This is a genomic window from Algoriphagus kandeliae (assembly GCF_004571135.1).
Lineage (GTDB): Bacteria > Bacteroidota > Bacteroidia > Cytophagales > Cyclobacteriaceae > Algoriphagus > Algoriphagus kandeliae.
The window spans coordinates 1-16,904 of the sequence record NZ_SPSB01000001.1; the positions used below are offsets into that span (position 1 = coordinate 1).

15 protein-coding genes and 1 rRNA gene are annotated in these 16,904 nt (G+C 40.6%); 5 read left to right on the plus strand and 11 right to left on the minus strand.

The annotated features are described in order from the left end of the window. Nucleotides 1-8: 8 nt before the first annotated feature. A 5S ribosomal RNA gene (gene rrf, locus E4S40_RS00005) occupies nucleotides 9-120 on the plus strand. 84 nt (nucleotides 121-204) lie between these two features. Here the strand turns inward: rrf and E4S40_RS00010 are convergent. Beyond that, nucleotides 205-2,586 carry an endonuclease MutS2 gene (locus E4S40_RS00010; protein ID WP_135068982.1) on the minus strand — a complete coding sequence of 794 codons (2,382 nt, stop codon included), beginning with the start codon at nucleotides 2,584-2,586 and terminating at the stop codon, nucleotides 205-207. Further along, the gene (locus E4S40_RS00015) at nucleotides 2,586-2,936 is read right to left on the minus strand and encodes a DUF4296 domain-containing protein (protein ID WP_135068985.1); all 351 of its coding nucleotides are present in this window, start codon (nucleotides 2,934-2,936) and stop codon (nucleotides 2,586-2,588) included. Before E4S40_RS00015 ends, E4S40_RS00010 begins: the two co-directional genes overlap by 1 nt. A 106-nt stretch (nucleotides 2,937-3,042) precedes the next feature. Here E4S40_RS00015 and E4S40_RS00020 point away from each other — a divergent pair, with 106 nt between their 5' ends. Genes E4S40_RS00020 through E4S40_RS00030 form a run of 3 tightly spaced genes read left to right on the plus strand, consistent with a single transcriptional unit; the run spans nucleotide 3,043 to nucleotide 5,837 of the window. After that, entirely contained in the window at nucleotides 3,043-3,924 is an 882-nt protein-coding gene (locus E4S40_RS00020) for a DUF58 domain-containing protein (RefSeq protein WP_135068988.1), read from the plus strand. Then, nucleotides 3,917-4,813, plus strand: coding sequence for a hypothetical protein (locus E4S40_RS00025; RefSeq protein WP_135068990.1), 897 nt, complete (start codon nucleotides 3,917-3,919; stop codon nucleotides 4,811-4,813). Before E4S40_RS00020 ends, E4S40_RS00025 begins: the two co-directional genes overlap by 8 nt. Next, entirely contained in the window at nucleotides 4,794-5,837 is a 1,044-nt protein-coding gene (locus E4S40_RS00030) for a vWA domain-containing protein (protein WP_135068994.1), read from the plus strand. The genes E4S40_RS00025 and E4S40_RS00030 overlap by 20 nt, the downstream gene beginning before the upstream one ends. On the opposite strand, the gene E4S40_RS00035 is transcribed toward E4S40_RS00030, so the two are convergent. Further along, nucleotides 5,826-6,917 (minus strand): alkane 1-monooxygenase, encoded by a 1,092-nt coding sequence (locus tag E4S40_RS00035; protein WP_135068997.1) that lies wholly within the window; start codon nucleotides 6,915-6,917, stop codon nucleotides 5,826-5,828. The genes E4S40_RS00030 and E4S40_RS00035 overlap by 12 nt on opposite strands. A gap of 164 nt (nucleotides 6,918-7,081) precedes the next feature. Between E4S40_RS00035 and hemN the strand changes: the two genes are divergently transcribed. Further along, nucleotides 7,082-8,434 carry an oxygen-independent coproporphyrinogen III oxidase gene (gene hemN / locus E4S40_RS00040; RefSeq protein ID WP_135069000.1) on the plus strand — a complete coding sequence of 451 codons (1,353 nt, stop codon included), beginning with the start codon at nucleotides 7,082-7,084 and terminating at the stop codon, nucleotides 8,432-8,434. A 2-nt stretch (nucleotides 8,435-8,436) separates the two neighbouring features. Here the strand turns inward: hemN and E4S40_RS00045 are convergent, their stop codons facing one another. The 8 genes from E4S40_RS00045 to E4S40_RS00080 are packed head-to-tail and all read right to left on the minus strand — an operon-like array spanning nucleotide 8,437 to nucleotide 16,896. Then, entirely contained in the window at nucleotides 8,437-9,141 is a 705-nt protein-coding gene (locus E4S40_RS00045) for a sulfite exporter TauE/SafE family protein (RefSeq protein WP_135069003.1), read from the minus strand. Then, nucleotides 9,142-9,567, minus strand: coding sequence for a FixH family protein (locus E4S40_RS00050; RefSeq protein WP_135069006.1), 426 nt, complete (start codon nucleotides 9,565-9,567; stop codon nucleotides 9,142-9,144). It abuts the gene before it with no gap. Nucleotides 9,568-9,571: 4 nt separating this feature from the next. Continuing rightward, nucleotides 9,572-10,990, minus strand: a complete 1,419-nt coding sequence (gene ccoG / locus E4S40_RS00055) for a cytochrome c oxidase accessory protein CcoG (RefSeq protein WP_135069009.1) — start codon at nucleotides 10,988-10,990, stop codon at nucleotides 9,572-9,574. A 49-nt stretch (nucleotides 10,991-11,039) separates the two neighbouring features. Further along, complete coding sequence (locus E4S40_RS00060) at nucleotides 11,040-11,963, minus strand: cbb3-type cytochrome c oxidase N-terminal domain-containing protein (protein WP_135069012.1); 924 nt, start codon at nucleotides 11,961-11,963, stop codon at nucleotides 11,040-11,042. Beyond that, entirely contained in the window at nucleotides 11,960-12,145 is a 186-nt protein-coding gene (locus E4S40_RS00065) for a cbb3-type cytochrome c oxidase subunit 3 (protein ID WP_135069015.1), read from the minus strand. Before E4S40_RS00065 ends, E4S40_RS00060 begins: the two co-directional genes overlap by 4 nt. Before the next feature lie 12 nt (nucleotides 12,146-12,157). Next, on the minus strand, nucleotides 12,158-14,284 hold the full coding sequence (gene ccoN, locus E4S40_RS00070) for a cytochrome-c oxidase, cbb3-type subunit I (protein ID WP_135069018.1): 2,127 nt from the start codon (nucleotides 14,282-14,284) through the stop codon (nucleotides 12,158-12,160). Beyond that, complete coding sequence (gene ccoS, locus E4S40_RS00075) at nucleotides 14,277-14,462, minus strand: cbb3-type cytochrome oxidase assembly protein CcoS (RefSeq protein ID WP_135069021.1); 186 nt, start codon at nucleotides 14,460-14,462, stop codon at nucleotides 14,277-14,279. Before ccoS ends, ccoN begins: the two co-directional genes overlap by 8 nt. A gap of 1 nt (nucleotide 14,463) precedes the next feature. Then, complete coding sequence (locus E4S40_RS00080) at nucleotides 14,464-16,896, minus strand: heavy metal translocating P-type ATPase (protein WP_135069025.1); 2,433 nt, start codon at nucleotides 16,894-16,896, stop codon at nucleotides 14,464-14,466. Nucleotides 16,897-16,904: the final 8 nt, after the last annotated feature.

Below are 16,904 nucleotides of genomic sequence, written 5' to 3' on the forward strand. Positions count from 1 at the left end.
CTTCCAATTTAGGCGGCCTGGCGCAGGGGTCCCACCTCTTCCCATCCCGAACAGAGAAGTTAAGCCCTGCAGCGCCGATGGTACTGGGGTTACACCCGGGAGAGTAGGTCGCCGCCTCATTGATTACAAGCCCCGATCACGGGGCTTTTTTTTTGCCCTTTACCGACTAGGTATTCGAATGTAAGAAATAGATTTTTTTGTGCCTTACTTCAAGGTTACCAGAGAGACTCCTGCACCACCTCGGTCAGCATGTTCGTCCTGAACTTTTTGAACGCTCGACATGGTGCGCAATAAATTGCGAGTGATTTCTCTAAGGATTCCATCTCCTTTTCCATGGACTATCCTTAATTCTTTGATTCCAAGCATATACCCTTCATCAATAAAGTTTTGAATCAAAGGAAGAACCTCCTCTCCTCTTTTTCCTCGCAAATCTAAGTTGGTTGAAAAATCCATTAACTTTTGCTGGGCCTGATAAGCAGCAGAACTTTTAGAGTGTGTTTTTTTTCGAACTTCTGTTCGAGAGACTTTTTCAAGCCGTGATAACTTCACCATAGACTTGAGGTCACCAATAGATATCTCTGCTTCTTTGTTTTTGAGTGTTAATACTTCCGCAATTGCCCCATTATCCCTGACTCGTACCCAATCACCCACTTTGATTTCGCCACCAATTGTTTTGTATTGCTGTTCTACTACGGGTTTTTCGGGTTTTACTTCTTGTTTAAATTGTTCCAAGACTTTTCTAGCTTCTTTGGTTTTTTCCTTATCCGCCTTTTCCTCTTTTATGATTCGAATCGTCTTTTCAATTTTTTTATTGGTTTCATCCAATAGCCTTTTGGCTTCCAACTTGGCTTCTTGAATAACCCGCTTTTTTGCTTGTTCTAAAGTCTCTTTGAGTTGATTGTACTCCTGAAGGCGAATTTTAAGTAAATCCTCCTTCTCCTTAGCCTCTTTGATTAACTGGTTGTACTGGTTTTTTTCATTTTCCAATTGGGTAAGAAGGCGGTCGTATCTTACTCTTTCATCTCCAATTTGAGATTTAGCATAATTCAATATCTCTTTTCGTATTCCAATTTTTGAAGCTATTTCCAAAGCGAAAGAGGATCCGGGTTTTCCGATTTGAAGCTGGTATAAAGGGGCAAGATGATCCACATCATATCGCATGGCCCCATTTACCAATCCAGGGTTTTTATCTGCAGTTTGCTTGAGATTTCCGTAATGGGTCGTAATTATCCCAAAGACTCCTTTCCTGTTCAATTCCAATAAAACTGCCTCTGCAATTGCACCTCCAAATTGAGGTTCTGTACCTGTTCCGAATTCGTCAATGAATAAAATGGTTTTTTTGTCGGCAAAATCGGTAAAGTATCGCATACTCATGAGATGAGAACTATATGTGGAAAGATCATTTTCCAAATTCTGCTCATCTCCAATGTCAATGAAAAAGTTTTTAAAAAGCGTGCATTTTGAGTCGGGGTGAACCGGTATCAATAAACCACATTGCAGCATGTACTGAAGCAGAGCTACCGTTTTTAGGGTTACAGATTTACCTCCTGCATTGGGACCGGAAATCACCAACAACCTTGCGTTTTTGGTTAATTCGATATCGAGTGGGACTATTTTTCTGTCCTGAGCCTTTAGAGCAAGCTCCAATAGAGGATGCCTAGCTTTGGTCCAAGAAAGCTGTTGTTCCTTAAAAAGTTGGGGTTTATTGCTATCGGTCTTTAAAGCAAATTTTGCCTTGGCACGGATGAAATCAATCAAACCCAAAAAGTTGGTAGCTTTTCGCAATGCTGGGATGCTTGGGCGAACTCTATCTGTCAATTCGGTCAAAATCCGAATGATTTCCCTTCGCTCCATATATTCAAGGTCTCGGATTTCATTATTGATATCCAAAGCCTCTTCCGGTTCCATAAAAACAGTCTGTCCTGTGGCTGATTCATCATGGATAAACCCCCTAAGCTTTCGTTTATTTTCTGCAGCAACGGGGATTACCATCCTTCCAGAGCGAATCGTAATTCCTGCATCTTCTACTGTCAAGCCTTTTGCCTTAGCCTCCTTAAAAATTCGCTCCATGACTTTTCGAAGTCTGGATTCCTCATAGATTATTTGACCTCGAATTAATTGAAGCTCTTTGCTAGCATTGCTCTTTATTTTTCCCTTTTCATCAATGATTCGATTGATTTCTTTCAATAAGGAAAGGTCTACTTCCATCACCATTCCCAGGAGCTGGGAAAGGGCAGGGAATTGTTCGCCATTTTTTGCAAAAAAATTCAAACACCCTTGGAGCGTTTGTAAGGCTAATTTGATTTCGTGAAATTCTTCCTCATCCAAAAAAGTACCTTCCAGTTTGGCCTTTTCCAGGTAAAAATTCAAATCTGTGAAATTAGAACTTGGAAAGGACTCTCCCGAAACAAGGATTTCTTTAAACTCTGCAGTTTGATCCAGGAGCTTTTGGACAAGCTTTATGTCTGAGGAGAATGAAACTTTATCTACAAATCCCTTTCCCAAAGAAGATGTACACTCTTCTTTGATGAGATCCTTAATCTTTTGAAAATTTATCTTCTGTTCAAGATTTTTTGGGTATAGCATTAGAATGGTTCTTGACTATCCGGGGCAGATTCTTTTACAACCAAGGAATCAATGACTCGGGCATAAAGTTCATCCATTTGATCTGGAAACTGTAAATAATACCGCATACTTTCTTGAAAAATCGAATCGCTTACCTGATGTTTATCAAATACCTCCTGTTCCATCAAAGAATAGACAGTCTGGGAGGAATCATAAGAAATAGGAAGAGCACTGGCGATTCCCTCAGTAAGATGAATATCTATCAGTACGCTGATCATTTTTTCTTTAGAAAGTACATAAGAGGGCTTTTTTTTGCTTTCACAGCTAAGAATCAGAAAAAGTAGCAGAATGGCCCAAATAGGTGATTTCATGGATCAAAATTAGCTTTTTTTAACTGAAAATCGAATGACCCTTCCTGTAAGCTTGATTTTATTATTGGGCAGGGAGGTTTATCTTAGGCCGTCAAAATGAGAAGAGATGAATCAGCAGCTTTTTAGCAAGCTTCGTAAATATGAAATCATGATTCGGAAGGTGGCCAATAATCACCTTCAGGGGGATTATCAATCTCTTTTCAAAGGTTCTGGACTCGAATTTGACGATTTGCGCCCTTATCAATACGGTGATGATGTCCGGACTATAGAATGGAAGGTTTCAGCAAAGGGACACGGGACTTTTGTCAAGACCTTTCGGGAGGATAAGGAGCAATCTGTTTACTTTCTACTCGACATTTCCGGCAGTCAGGATATCGGGCAAGTTGGGCAAAAGAAAATAGATCAGGGAAAAATCATTGCCGGGGTTTTAACCTTGGCTGCCATATTCGAAGGAAGTCAGGTTGGTTTGATTAGTTATTCCGACCAAAAAGAAAAAGTCATTCTTCCGGGAAAGGGAAGTAAACAAGCGGTTAAGGTGGTAAGAGGGATTTTTGATCATCAAAATATCTCCCTCAAAACTGACCTGAGTGGGATGTTTTCTTATGCCTTAAACCTGATCAAAAAGCGAAGTATCATCGTCGTGATTTCGGACTTTATAGATGAGGGTTATGAGCGTCCTTTCCGGGCTATGGCTGAAAAACACGATTTAGTAGCCATTCAATTAACTGACCCTAGAGAATCGGCCCTGCCTTCTTTAGGGATCATTCCGGTTTTTGATAAGGAAAAAGGAAGAACTACCTGGGTAAATACGGCTTTTGGAGGCTTTTCCAAAAAAATTTCTGAAACCTTCACCACTGAACGGGATCATTTGAAATTGATCTGCAAAAAGAATCAGATCAATTACCTGGCGATTGATACAACTGAGGATATCGTTCTGCCATTAATGGAATTGTTTAAGTACCGAAACAAATCAATGAAACGTGGCTAAAGTCAGAATTCTTCTAGCTTTCCTTTGGTTTCCTTTCTCATTGATCGCACAGGAGGTTAAAGTCGATGCCTATTTTTTGGCTGATTCTGCCAAATTGGGTGAGCGAGTAGGCTATGTTTTGAAAGCAAGCTATCCTGCAGATCGGCAATTAATTTTCCCCGATTCTACCTTTGATTTTTCGCCATTTGTATTGCTGGAAAAGCAAACCTTTCTAAGTAGTACTCAGGATTCTGTGACATCTGATAGTACGATTTATTTTTTGTCCAATTTCGAATTGGATTCGGTGGCTTATTTGACACTTCCTGTTTTCGAACTTTCTCGGTATGATAGTATTACCCATTTTCCTCTTGAGGCTAGCGTTGCGGTAGAATGGACCATAGACTCTATTCCTGAAGAGTTGATGTTTCAAGAAAATAATATTTATCAACCGATTCCCAAATCTTGGGATTGGGTCTTAATAGGATTAATAACCTTGGCTGCTTTGATGTTTGTAGGAGGAGGTTATTGGTTATTTGGAGATAGGATTAGAAGATTCCTATTCGAACGAAATGAGAGAAGAAGATGGAAGAAGTTTGAGAAACGCTGGAAGGAAGCTACAGGCAGTCTTGAATCCAATCCAAGTATGGAAGCGGCAGATGAGCTTCTGGGAATCTGGAAAGGATACATGGAGTCCATCACTGGTCTTCCAATTAGAGAATGGACTTCTAGTGAATTGGGTGAAAAATTGGGTGATATAAAAATCTTTAGTTCTTTAAGAACTATTGAATTGATTATTTATGCGGGTGCAAAATCCGAGATTAAAGATTCCTCGGAATATCTTTTGCAAATCGCTAAGGAAAAGTATGAGCAAAAACTAAAAAATATCAAACATGATCGAGCAACTGTCTGATTTTTTTAGGCTTTCATGGTTTTCCCTAGATACATTCAGAAGCTTTGAATGGGAAAATCCCCTTTTACTTCATTTGATTTGGGTGATTTTGCTATTGATGCTATTAAGGAAAGCAGTCAAATTTTTGAAGAATCCCGTTTTGGAGCTTTCCCTTCCCAAAAAAGTAGCTCAAAATAACCCTTGGACCTATTTAAGGCTCATTCCATCCTTTCTCTTTTTCTTCAGTTTAGTCTTTATCATAATTGCTTTGGCAAGGCCTCAGCGAACCAATGAGCGAGTGGAGCAGTACACGGAAGGTATTGATATCATGTTAGTGATGGATATATCTGAGTCCATGGATTTGCAGGATTTTTCACCAAATAGATTGGAGGCAGCAAAGCAAACTGCTATCGATTTTATTCAAGGAAGGCTCGGGGATAGAATTGGAATTGTGGTATTTGCAGGAGAAGCTTTTTCTTTAGCACCTTTGACGAATGACTATAAGTTGTTGACCGAGTTGATTTCGGAGATATCCTTCAATATCATGGAGGCGAAAGGAACTGCCATAGGTTCTGCCATCGCTGCAGGTACCAACCGCTTGAAGGATGCCGAATCTGTCTCCAAGGTGATGATTTTATTGAGTGATGGAGAGAGTAATGCAGGAAACGTCGATCCGCTATTTGCCGCTCAATTAGCTTCAGCTTTGGGAATTAAGATTTATACCATTGCTGTTGGAAAAGATGGGATGGTACCCTATGGTACGGACTTTTTTGGAAGACCTCAAATGGTGGAAAGTTACTTAGATGAGACCAACCTGCGGGAAATTGCAAACTTGACTCAGGCGGAGTTTTTCAGGGCTTCTGATGGAAATGCTCTTCAGGCTATTTTTGACCGGATTGATCAGCTTGAAAAAAGTGAAATCATGGAAAATAGATACCGGGAGACCACGGATTATTACCGGGTTTATTTGTTCTGGGGAATGGTCTTTTTCCTATTGTGGCTGATTCTCAAGAGCAGCTTTCTCAATAATTTCTTATTGGACTGATCCTTGGAAGGTTTTTTCCTTCCATTGTTCCAATCTTGGATTCATAATTGAAAACCAAACTGGCGGAAAGAAGGCCAAGATAATCATAGCAGAGTAACCTGCTGGAAGTTGGGGACTTTCATCGTAATGATTCAAGACTTGGTAGGGCTTGTGAGCAAAAGCATGATGGTCTGAGTGCCGCTGAAGTTGAAATAAAAGGAAATTACTCACTCGGTGGCTGGCATTCCATGAATGAATGGGAGTAACTCTTTCATACCGACCATCAGCTAGAAGCTTTCGCTCCATTCCGTAATGTTCCAAATAATTCACAGCTTCCAACAAGCTAAAAGCCAAGAAGCTTTGCATAAAGAAGAAAACAGGCACTTCCCAAACCCATCGATCTAAAGCCAATGAGAAGCCTATGAATATCACTCCTATGAAGATGATTGGTGCCAGAGAAAATTGGATCATCTCATTTTTGAAGGAAAAGAATGGGATGGATTTTCTTTCCAACTTTTCTCTTTCCAGTTTCCATGCACTTTTATAACCATCTCTTACAGATCGTAACCAAAAGGCATAAAAATTCTCTCCCAAACGACTTGTCGCCGGGTCTTCCGGCGTGGCTACTTTTACATGATGTCCACGATTATGCTCAATGACAAAGTGCATGTAGCATACGGTCATCAGTAAAATTTTTGCATAAAATTGTTCAAGCTTTCCTTTTTTATGTCCCAACTCATGAGCTACGGTAATCCCAATCCCACCAGTAATTAAGGCCATTCCAGTGGTTAAGGACACCCATTCCCAAGCGGATAAAGTTTCAGTAGCAACCACATAAAACCCCCAAAAGAGGATGGCTAGTTGAATATAAACCCAAAAAAATGTCACCAATTTGTAAAATCGTTCTTTTGCTACTTGAGATACAGCTTCCTTTGGGATATTGGAAGTATCTGTGCTGATTATAAAGTCCATCAATGGAACGGCGATAAAAACAAAAATATGGATCAACCACCGGTTGATTCCACCCAAATAATATCCTGAAACCAGCAAAAAGGGCAGGATCAAAGCACTGAAAAACCCGATTTTTTTAATGAAACGCATAGTAAATCTCAGAATATCCGAATCTAGTTCAATCACCTAAAAAAGTCAATGGGTTCTGAATGGTAAATCAGGGTGAATTCATTCCTGATTTTTGTCAGTCCTTGACCTAGTTGCTGTCACATCTTGAAAAGTCAATACAGGCCATTTTTGCAAAAAAACAGTTTATGATTACTCCCGCTCTTATTCAAAAATACAACACACCGGCGCCGAGATACACAAGTTATCCTACAGTCCCTCTTTGGGAGAATAATGTGAATTCAAAGGATTGGAACGAATTGGTTTCTAGCGCATTTTCACTGTATGGAAAAGAGGAAGGAATTACCCTATATATCCATCTACCTTTTTGCGAGAGCTTGTGTACTTATTGCGGCTGCAACAAACGAATTACAAAAAACCATGCTGTCGAGGATCCATATATAGATGCTGTTCTCCATGAGTGGAATAATTATCTGAAACTATTTGGAGAAAAATCAAAACTAGCAGGCATTCACTTAGGAGGGGGAACTCCTACATTTTTTGCTCCAGAGTCATTGAATATGCTTCTTTCCAACATTTTGGATTCATCGATTGTATTGGAAAATGCGGAATTCAGTTTTGAAGGTCATCCAAATAATACTACTCAAGCTCATCTACAAGTATTAGCTGATTTAGGATTTGATCGGGTGAGTTATGGGATTCAAGACTTTGACGAAAAAGTTCAGAATGCTATACACCGAATTCAGCCTTTTGAAAAAGTCAAGCAAGCAACCGAACAGGCAAGACAACTTGGATATACATCCATCAATTTTGATCTCATTTACGGATTGCCTTTTCAGACTAAAAGAACCTTGGCCGATACCTTTGAGAAAGTAGTAAAGCTTGCTCCAGACCGGATAGCATTTTACAGTTATGCACACGTTCCAAGTTCCTTTCCAGCCCAAAAAAGTTATGAGGCGCACTTGCCAAGTGAACTAGAAAAGCGGGAACTCTATGAATTTGGAAAGCAAAAGTTGAAGGAAGTAGGATATGTAGAGATAGGAATGGATCACTTTTCAAAGCAAGAAGATCCTTTGTATTTAGCCCTTCAAAAAGGGACTTTACACCGAAATTTCATGGGCTTTACTACCTCTCCTTCCAAGATACTTTTAGGGTTGGGTGCGAGTAGTATCAGTGATATTTATTTGGCTTATGCCCAAAATGAAAAAAGTATCGATTCTTATCAATCTACCATTGCAAAAGGAGATTGGGCTATAAGCAAAGGACATCAGATGACAGAACAGGATTTGAAAATCAGGGATTTTATTCTGGACTTGATTTGCAATCACAGCGCTGTTATTTCTAGAGAAATTTGGGAAGTTTTGGGTGAAAACCAATTAGATCGACTGAGTGAGATGCAAGAAGAGAAATTGGTGGATTTAAAGGGAGATCAAATTCGGGTTACCGAAGATGGAATTATGTTCATTCGTCAAATCTGTAAGTTGTTTGATGTTCGGCTTCAAGATCAAAAGAAGGATCTTGTTTTCAGCAAAGCAATTTAAACTTACCGGCAAAGGGTAATCCCAATTTGTTCAGCCCCATAATTAAAGACTTGAATGTCTGGGCTAAGTCCATGAATGCCTAAACCAAGACCTCTGAAAATAAAAAGCACTCCCAAGAGCACTCCCAAATAGGGAATCGCTTTTTGGAAATTTATGCGGGTTTTAACGCTGATTAATTTTCCCGAATACATCAAAAAGAGTAGGAGGGGAATTGTGCCAATCCCAAAGAAAAACATGTAGGAAGCTCCGAGATATGGATTCTGGAATCCCAAAGCCGCAATAAGTGCCACATACACCATTCCGCAGGGAAGTAAACCATTGGCTAAACCAGTTGCGAAAAATGCTGGTTTCCCACCTTTTTTCAAGAAATAAGAAAGTTTGCTTTTTATCCAATGGACTACTCCGGAAAGCCAAGGGATTGTCAAAATCTGTTCTGAGCGTTTATAGTTCAAAGAAAGAATAACCAAAAGAACTCCCATTCCAATTGAAAAGCCTTGCTGTATTCCAGCTAGAGAGAGAGAAAATCCCAAAAATCCGATTATCAACCCTAGGCCAGCATAGGTAACGCTTCGACCGAGATTATAAAGAATTTTGTTCCAAAGGAAACCGGAGTTTCCTGCATTTCCAACTGCCAATGCAATAGGGCCACACATTCCTACACAGTGGAATGATCCTAAAAAACCCAAAAGAAAGGCAGTCCAAAGCATTTAGATGGTGATTTTCTTTTCTTGATAATATTCGATTCCGTTTTCGGTCCAGTTTAATTGAACTCTCCAATACCCTGGTTTTAGGTCGGCCATTGATACTTGCTTTTTCCCATCCTCTGTGATTTCAATTTGGAGAGCTTTATCCAAGCTTGCATCTGAAGGTCGGAAGAGTTGGAGGTTACCTTTTGCTCCAACCGGCAAATCCAGAATCATAGACTTCGATTGGATGTCATATCGAAGCACTTCACGATCTAATGCGAGTGTAGAAGCTTCCTTGTCAATTTGATCTTGATACTTGATTTCGGCTTCGTAATAATTATCTCTAACCAATTCTATCCCATCCATTCGGACAGAAATCACAACCATGGTCATGATGATACCGATGAATGCAATGATGGATAGTAAAATTCCTTTTCCCCAATTCATATTTTTAATCTTTAGATACTGGTGCCATAAAGCTGGTTTCAATTTTATCGATTGATTTTTCCTTGTGGATAAGAGAAAGTTCAACGTCTTGTTGTGGAGAATGAACATCTCCTTGATCAGTTACCAAGAAAAAACGTCCTTCCACTTTGGATTGAGGTTCCAAAACCCATTCTTTCCCACCAACTACTTCCACGTCGATCCCGTCTACTAGGGAAGACAGGTTTACTGTCTGTGGTTCAAAGGTCTTATTTATCAGAGTAATTTGGTATAAATTCGATACGGTTCCATTATCCCTCAATTGGTAAGTCATGCCAGGAAATCTAGTGATGGTAGCCTGAAGTTCGTCCCGAGTGGCAATCAAGGCAATGAATCCTGCTAGTAAGAGTACCAAGACTACGGAATAGGCTTTTACACGTCCTGTGATCAATTTCTGAAAGCCTTGCTGAATGCTGTTTTCGGAGGCGTATCGGATTAATCCTGTCGGACGGTCAACTTTGACCATTACTTCATCGCAAGCATCAATACAAGCTGTACAATTTACACATTCCATCTGCACCCCATTTCGGATATCGATACCAGTAGGGCAGACATGCACGCAAATTCCACAATCAATACAATCTCCTTTTGGGGATTCTTCCACCTTGTTTTTTCTGATTGGAGCCCGAGGTTCTCCTCGAACATAATCGTACATCACATTGATGGAATTATTATCCAAAAGCACTCCCTGAAGTCTTCCGTATGGGCAAACTACTGTACAGGCTTGTTCTCTGAACCAAGTAAAAACGAACATGAAGATCCCTGAGAATGCAACCAAACCGATAAAACCAGCTAAATTCTCAGAAGGCGGCTTCGTTACGATTTCTTTTACTTGGTCAATTCCAATTAAGTATGCCATTACCAAGTGTCCGATTAATAAGGAGATAGCTAAGAAAACGAGTAATTTCGAGCCTTTCTTGACTATTTTTTGAGTATTCCAAGGACTTGCATCTAGGGCTCGCTGTTGGTTGGCATCCCCTTCGATGAGGTATTCTATTTTTCGGAAAACCATTTCCATGAATAGGGTTTGGGGACAAGCCCAACCACACCAAATTCTTCCAAAAATGGCAGTAAATAAAATGACAAAGACAAAGAAGATTAATAATAGAAAAATCAGTAGATGCGTGTCTTGAGGCCAAAAAACGGCTCCAAAGATGATGAATTTGCGCTCAAAAATGTTGAATAATAACCAGGGCCTTCCATCTACTCTGATAAAGGGTCCCACAAATAGGATTGCTAATAAAATCCAGGATAGGTAAGTTCTATAACGGTAAAAAAAACCTCTAACTTTTTTGGGATATACCCAATTTCGTTTTCCATCATCCTTTACAGTGGAAAGTGCATCTCGAAAGGTTTCTGGATTGAGGTGTGGATTCTTTTGTGCCATTGGAATTAAAATTTAGGACTACCGGAAAATGCCCGGTAGTCCAAATGTATCAAAGGGTGGCAATTTCCGATGTGCTTTCGGTCACTGTTTCAACCTCAGATTCAGGAGCAAAGAGTTCTCCTTGCGGCTCTTTTGGATTAGCAGGAGTGGTGCCAACAAGTGTAAGGATATAACTAGAAACCTGTTGGATCTCCTGTGGTGAAAGTTGGTCTTCCCAAGGAACCATACCCTTGCTCACTACCCCATACTTCACTACTGTAAATACATCTTGAATAGATCCTCCATGGATCCAATATTGGTCGGTAAGGTTAGGGCCAACTCCGCCACCTCCATCAGCTGCATGACAAGCTGCACAATTGGCTTCAAAGATGGATTTACCAGTTGCTATGCTTGCTTGCGAATCATCGAAGGTTACATTGGTTTCATCAATTGAAGCTGCCATTGTGGCCATTCTTGCCTCTGCTGCAATTGCTTCTAATCGGAGCTCTTCTTCGTATTCCTCAATTCCGGTTTTTCCAAATCCTAGAACCGAGTAATTCACAAAGTAAACTACCCCAAACACAATAGTGAGAATGAATACCCATTGGAGCCATGGTGGCATGAAATTATCTAATTCGGTAATTCCATCGTAAGAATGATCTGCCATCATTTTGGCCTTCTCTTCCTTTCCACCGACTGTATCCATTTTTCCGGTAACAAACCGCTCCTTGAATTTTTCCCACCAAGTCGGTTCATTGGCTAATTCAGGGTTTTCCTTTTTGAAAACAGCAACCATGAAGGACATTAGGTAGACCATTAAAAGGAGCAACAGCACAATCACAAGTAGAACAATGCCCAGAATTATCAAAAGGGTCATTTGAGCAGGGTCCATAGCTTGAAGATTTGCATACCAATCAGAGCTTTCGGTCTGTGCAAAAGCACTCAGGGTGGGGAGCCACCCGATGGTCATTAAGAGTGTTAGAAACTTTTTCATGGCTGGGGTTTGGTTAATTCATCATCATTTTCCATTGGTAGGGACTTCATATGGTCCACAAGTTCCTTGGGTAAGCTTCTTACCCAAACGAATACTCCCAGAAAAAACAGCACAAAGATGAGCAAGGAAATCACTGGGTAGATTTCGATATTTTCGATAGATCTTAATACTTCTTTATACATGATTTCCCGGGTTTAATTAGATGCTGTTGCTTTGATATCCGTACCTAGTCGCTGTAGATAAGCGATCAATGCCACGATTTCCGTATTCGGCATTACCTCTACTCCGGCATCTTTCAAATTAGTCACAATCTGATTGGCTTGATTTTCCAAATCGGCCATGGCTTGTTCATCATATCCTTCTGGATAAGGCACCCCTAATTTTTGAAGCGTTCTGATTTTCGCAGGGAGGTCAGAGTAATCCATTACATTTTCTTTCATCCAAGGGTATGGAGGCATTAGTGATCCAGGAGACATGGAGGTAGGGTCTTCCATGTGGAAATAGTGCCATGAATCCGGGTATTTGCCACCGATTCGGTGCAAATCAGGTCCGGTTCGTTTGGATCCCCAAAGGAATGGTCGGTCATAAACGAACTCACCTGCTTTTGAGTATTCTCCATATCGCTCTGTTTCGAAGCGGAATGGTCGGATCATTTGTGAATGACAACCCACACAACCATTGGCGATGTATAAATCCCTTCCTTCCAATTCAAGAGGAGTATATGGCTTCACAGAAGAAATGGTTGGAACGTTGGATTTTACCAAAATGGTAGGGATAATCTCGATGGCACCGCCTATAGCAATTGCGATTGTTGCTAAAACAGTAAAGAAAACAGGTTTTCTTTCCCATGCTCTGTGCCAGAATTCTCCAGCAGGATTGTAGTTTTTAGCAAGTGCAGGAGCTTGATCTTCCTCATAAGCTTCAAATGTTCCTTTTTGAGCTGTTTTGTACATATTGTACACCATCATGATGGCACCACTTAAGTAAAGCAAGCCACCAAATGCTCGAAGAACGTACATCGGAACGATTTCCACGACAGTTTGAAGGAAGTTGCCATAAGCCAAGCGACCCATTTCATCAAACTCTCGAAGCATCAAGAATTGAGTCAAGGCGGATACGTACATAGGAAGGGCGTAGAAAATAATTCCCAGGGTTCCTATCCAGAAGTGAGCATTGGCCATTTTCTGAGAATAAATCGTAGTCTTGAATAGTCTTGGCCACATCCAGTAAAGCATACCGAAGGTCAAGAACCCATTCCATCCCAAACCTCCAATGTGTACGTGAGCTACGATCCAGTCAGTATAGTGGGCAATCGCATTCACATTTTTAAGGGAAAGCATTGGACCTTCGAAGGTTGACATACCATAGGCAGTAACTGCTACTACCATGAATTTCAATACTGGTTCATTTCGAACTTTGTCCCAAGCACCTCTTAGAGTCAAAAGACCATTCACCATACCACCCCAAGAAGGAGCAATTAGCATGACAGAGAAAACAGTTCCGAGTACTTGAGCCCATTCTGGAAGCGCTGTGTACAACAAGTGGTGTGGGCCAGCCCACATGTAAATGAATATCAAAGACCAAAAGTGTACAATGGAAAGTTTGTAGGAGTAAACTGGTCTATTGGCGGCTTTTGGAAGGAAATAATACATCAGCCCCAAGAATGGAGTGGTCAGGAAGAATGCTACTGCATTGTGCCCATACCACCATTGAACCAAAGCATCCTGAACGCCCGCATAGGCAGAATAACTTTTGGTAAAGGAAACCGGAAGTTCAAGGGAGTTAAAAATGTGCAGAACAGCTACCGTGACAAAAGAGGCCAAATAAAACCAGATAGCCACATACATGTGACGCTCTCTTCTTTTGATCAGAGTACCGATCATATTTGCCCCAAAAGCTACCCATACCAAGGCAATGGCAATATCAATTGGCCATTCCAATTCAGCGTATTCTTTGGAGGTCGTCAGACCAAGTGGTAGGGTAATGGCAGCGGCCAAAATAATTAATTGCCAACCCCAGAAGTGGAACCAACTAAGGGATTTATTCCACATCGGGGTTTTAAGCAATCTCGGCATGGAGTAGTATACCCCAGCGAAAATGGCATTTCCCACAAAAGCAAAAATTACTGCATTGGTATGCAGTGGACGAATCCTACCAAAAGTAGTGTAGGGATTGCCCAAATTTGCCTCAGGCCAAAATAGCTGTGTGGCGGCAATCACCCCCACGAGCATACCTACTAGGCCCCAGATAATTGTAGCGGCTCCAAAATACTTGACAATCTTATTGTCGTATTGGAACCTTTCCAGTGTAGCGTCATTCATTGGACTTAGGTTTTATTGGTTGATTTTTATTTGGTTTTTTATGATTATCAAAGAGAATCCGAACAGAAGGGGTGTAGTCATCTTCAAACTGACCGCTTTTTACCGCTTTGAAAAACAGGTATAAAAAGCTTCCTGCCAGAACTAGACTTACACCGATTAAAAGAAATATGACCTCCATATTATTTTTCGGTTTTAGATTGAATTAATCCCATCTTCCAGGCTAAGGCATTGGTAGATAGGGTAGTGAAAACCACCACAGAAATACTTGAAAGTGGCATCAGAATCGCACAAATCACAGGGCTTAAAATTCCCTGTACCGCCAAGCTGATTCCTATTACATTGTATAAAAAGCTCAAAGCAAAGCTCGCTTTGATGATGTTCCGGCTTTTTTTAGCAAAGCTCAAATAGCTTGGAATCTTGTCGAAAGAGCTTGCGTCAAGAATCGCATCACTCGCAGGTGAAAAATGACTTACTCGATCAGATACCGCTATTCCAACTTCACTTTCCTGCAATGCCCCAGCATCATTGAGTCCATCCCCGATCATAAGGGTTCTTTTTCCTTCTTGATTGAGCTCTTTCAGGTAATCCAGTTTTTCTAAAGGGCTTTGCTGAAAATGATAATGGATTCCATTCCCAAGGTTTTGTTTTAAGGAATTCAATTCATGAGAATGATCTCCGGATAAAAGATGGAGGTCATAAACAGGTTCCAGCGAATTCACAACCTCAGGTGCCTTTTCCCGAAGGCCAGATAAAATATGGAAGTGTCCTAACTCTACGCCCGAAATACTCAGATAAACCACATTTCCCTCTTTTAAATGGACTGGGTTCTTGATTTCACAAAATGCAGCAGAGCCTAGACGGATTTCCTGATCTAAATAAATTGCTCTGATGCCCAGGCCTTTTTCTTCATGAACAGATTCTAGCTTTTTAGCTGAAATATTTCCAAGCCATCCATTGATTCGATTGCTAAGAGGGTGAGTAGACCGCGAAACCATTGCCTTGAGAATAGCTTTAGTTTCATCAGATAATTCTTCTCCAAAGAATGAAATCTGTGCTCTTGCTGGATCAGTAAGCGTTCCTGTTTTATCAAATACTACCGTGTCAACCAAAGCCAAGCGCTCAACGACACTGGCATTTTTTAGGTAGAATTTCCCTCTTCCAAATATTCGAAGGGTATTACCAAGCGTAAATGGAGTCGACATTGCCAAAGCACAAGGGCAAGCCACGATCAATACAGAAGCAAGGGCTTTGATGGCAAATGAAAAGTCAGTAGGTGCCCAGAAAAGGAAAGCGGCAAAGGCTATGCTCAGAACAGTCCAAGTAAAGATTCCTGAAATTTTGTTCGAAAGAGGTTCGAGTAATTTATCCTTAGGTTTTTCGAAGCTTTCATTGTTCCAAAGATCTGTCAGATAGCCTTGTGAAGGAGACTTTTGGATGGTCAATAGGATAGGATCTCCTTTTTGACGACCACCGGCATAGATCAATTCTCCTTTTCTTTTTGGGACAGGAACTTCTTCGCCTGTTACAAAGCTGTAGTCGATCTGAGCGGAATCGCTTAAAAGAAGAGAATCAGCTGGAATCAATTCCTCATCCCGAACTAAAATCACATCCCCAACTTCCAGTTTGGTAAGAGGAATGACTTCTTCCTGGTTTTGGACCAATTTGGTTACAGCAATTGGAAAATAGGACTTGTAATCCCGATCAAACTCTAGTGCAGAAAAGGTCTTTTGCTGGTAGATTTTTCCTAATAATAAAAAGAACAATAAGCCTCCCAAGCTATCCATATAGCCTGCATTTCCATGCGCGAAGATTTCCCAAAGGCTGTATACAAAAAGTGAGATGATGCCTAGGACAATGGGAACATCCATATTAATTCGTCTTTGTTTGACCGAATTCCAAGCTGAGATATAATAATCACTTGCAGCGTAAGTGACTACAGGAATGGCCAAAAGCACATTCAGATAATTAAAAAGTCCTCGAAAATTCTCAGCGATTAATTCAACCTCTGAAAAATATTCCGGAACGCTAAACAACATCATGTTTCCAAAGCAAAAACCCGCAACAGCCAATCGCTTCACAGTTCGCTTATCGACGGTGTTGTTTTTTGCTTTTTTGTCAAGATTTGAAAGAGAAATTTTCGGTTCGTAGCCAATCGTGGATAATAGGCTTACTAATTCCTGAAGGCTGATTTTCTGATGCTGAAACTTAATCTGAACCTTTTTCTTAATAAAATCAACCCGACTGAAGGTGATTCCAGGATGGATTTGATAAAGATTTTCTAAAAGCCAAATGCAGGATGCGCAATGGATTAAAGGAATATAAAAAGTAACGTGACTTTCGGTTTCATTTTGGAAATCCAGCAGTTTTCTAGCTGTCTCCGGATCCTTCAAATAATCAAAGCGATTGCTCCGGCTGTTTTTCTCTTTTTGGCTTTCTCCAGGATGTGCTCCCAAGTCATAATAGGTGCACATGTCATTTTCAGAAAGCACTTCATAGACAAGTTTGCATCCTTGACAACAAAAAACCTTGTCGCCCACCGCCAAGGCTTCATTTTCACAGTTTTCACCGCAATGATAGCATTTCGTTTTTTCTGTCTGGGTAGTGATGGGCATACTTACTT

Coding starts and splice junctions, on each gene's coding strand:
- E4S40_RS00010 (WP_135068982.1), bottom strand. CDS start 2,586: ATGCTATACCCAAAAAATCTTGAACAGAAGATAAATTTTCAAAAGATT.
- E4S40_RS00015 (WP_135068985.1), bottom strand. CDS start 2,936: ATGAAATCACCTATTTGGGCCATTCTGCTACTTTTTCTGATTCTTAGC.
- E4S40_RS00020 (WP_135068988.1), top strand. CDS start 3,043: ATGAATCAGCAGCTTTTTAGCAAGCTTCGTAAATATGAAATCATGATT.
- E4S40_RS00030 (WP_135068994.1), top strand. CDS start 4,794: ATGATCGAGCAACTGTCTGATTTTTTTAGGCTTTCATGGTTTTCCCTA.
- E4S40_RS00035 (WP_135068997.1), bottom strand. CDS start 6,917: ATGCGTTTCATTAAAAAAATCGGGTTTTTCAGTGCTTTGATCCTGCCC.
- hemN (WP_135069000.1), top strand. CDS start 7,082: ATGATTACTCCCGCTCTTATTCAAAAATACAACACACCGGCGCCGAGA.
- E4S40_RS00045 (WP_135069003.1), bottom strand. CDS start 9,141: ATGCTTTGGACTGCCTTTCTTTTGGGTTTTTTAGGATCATTCCACTGT.
- E4S40_RS00050 (WP_135069006.1), bottom strand. CDS start 9,567: ATGAATTGGGGAAAAGGAATTTTACTATCCATCATTGCATTCATCGGT.
- ccoG (WP_135069009.1), bottom strand. CDS start 10,990: ATGGCACAAAAGAATCCACACCTCAATCCAGAAACCTTTCGAGATGCA.
- E4S40_RS00060 (WP_135069012.1), bottom strand. CDS start 11,963: ATGAAAAAGTTTCTAACACTCTTAATGACCATCGGGTGGCTCCCCACC.
- E4S40_RS00065 (WP_135069015.1), bottom strand. CDS start 12,145: ATGTATAAAGAAGTATTAAGATCTATCGAAAATATCGAAATCTACCCA.
- ccoN (WP_135069018.1), bottom strand. CDS start 14,284: ATGAATGACGCTACACTGGAAAGGTTCCAATACGACAATAAGATTGTC.
- ccoS (WP_135069021.1), bottom strand. CDS start 14,462: ATGGAGGTCATATTTCTTTTAATCGGTGTAAGTCTAGTTCTGGCAGGA.
- E4S40_RS00080 (WP_135069025.1), bottom strand. CDS start 16,896: ATGCCCATCACTACCCAGACAGAAAAAACGAAATGCTATCATTGCGGT.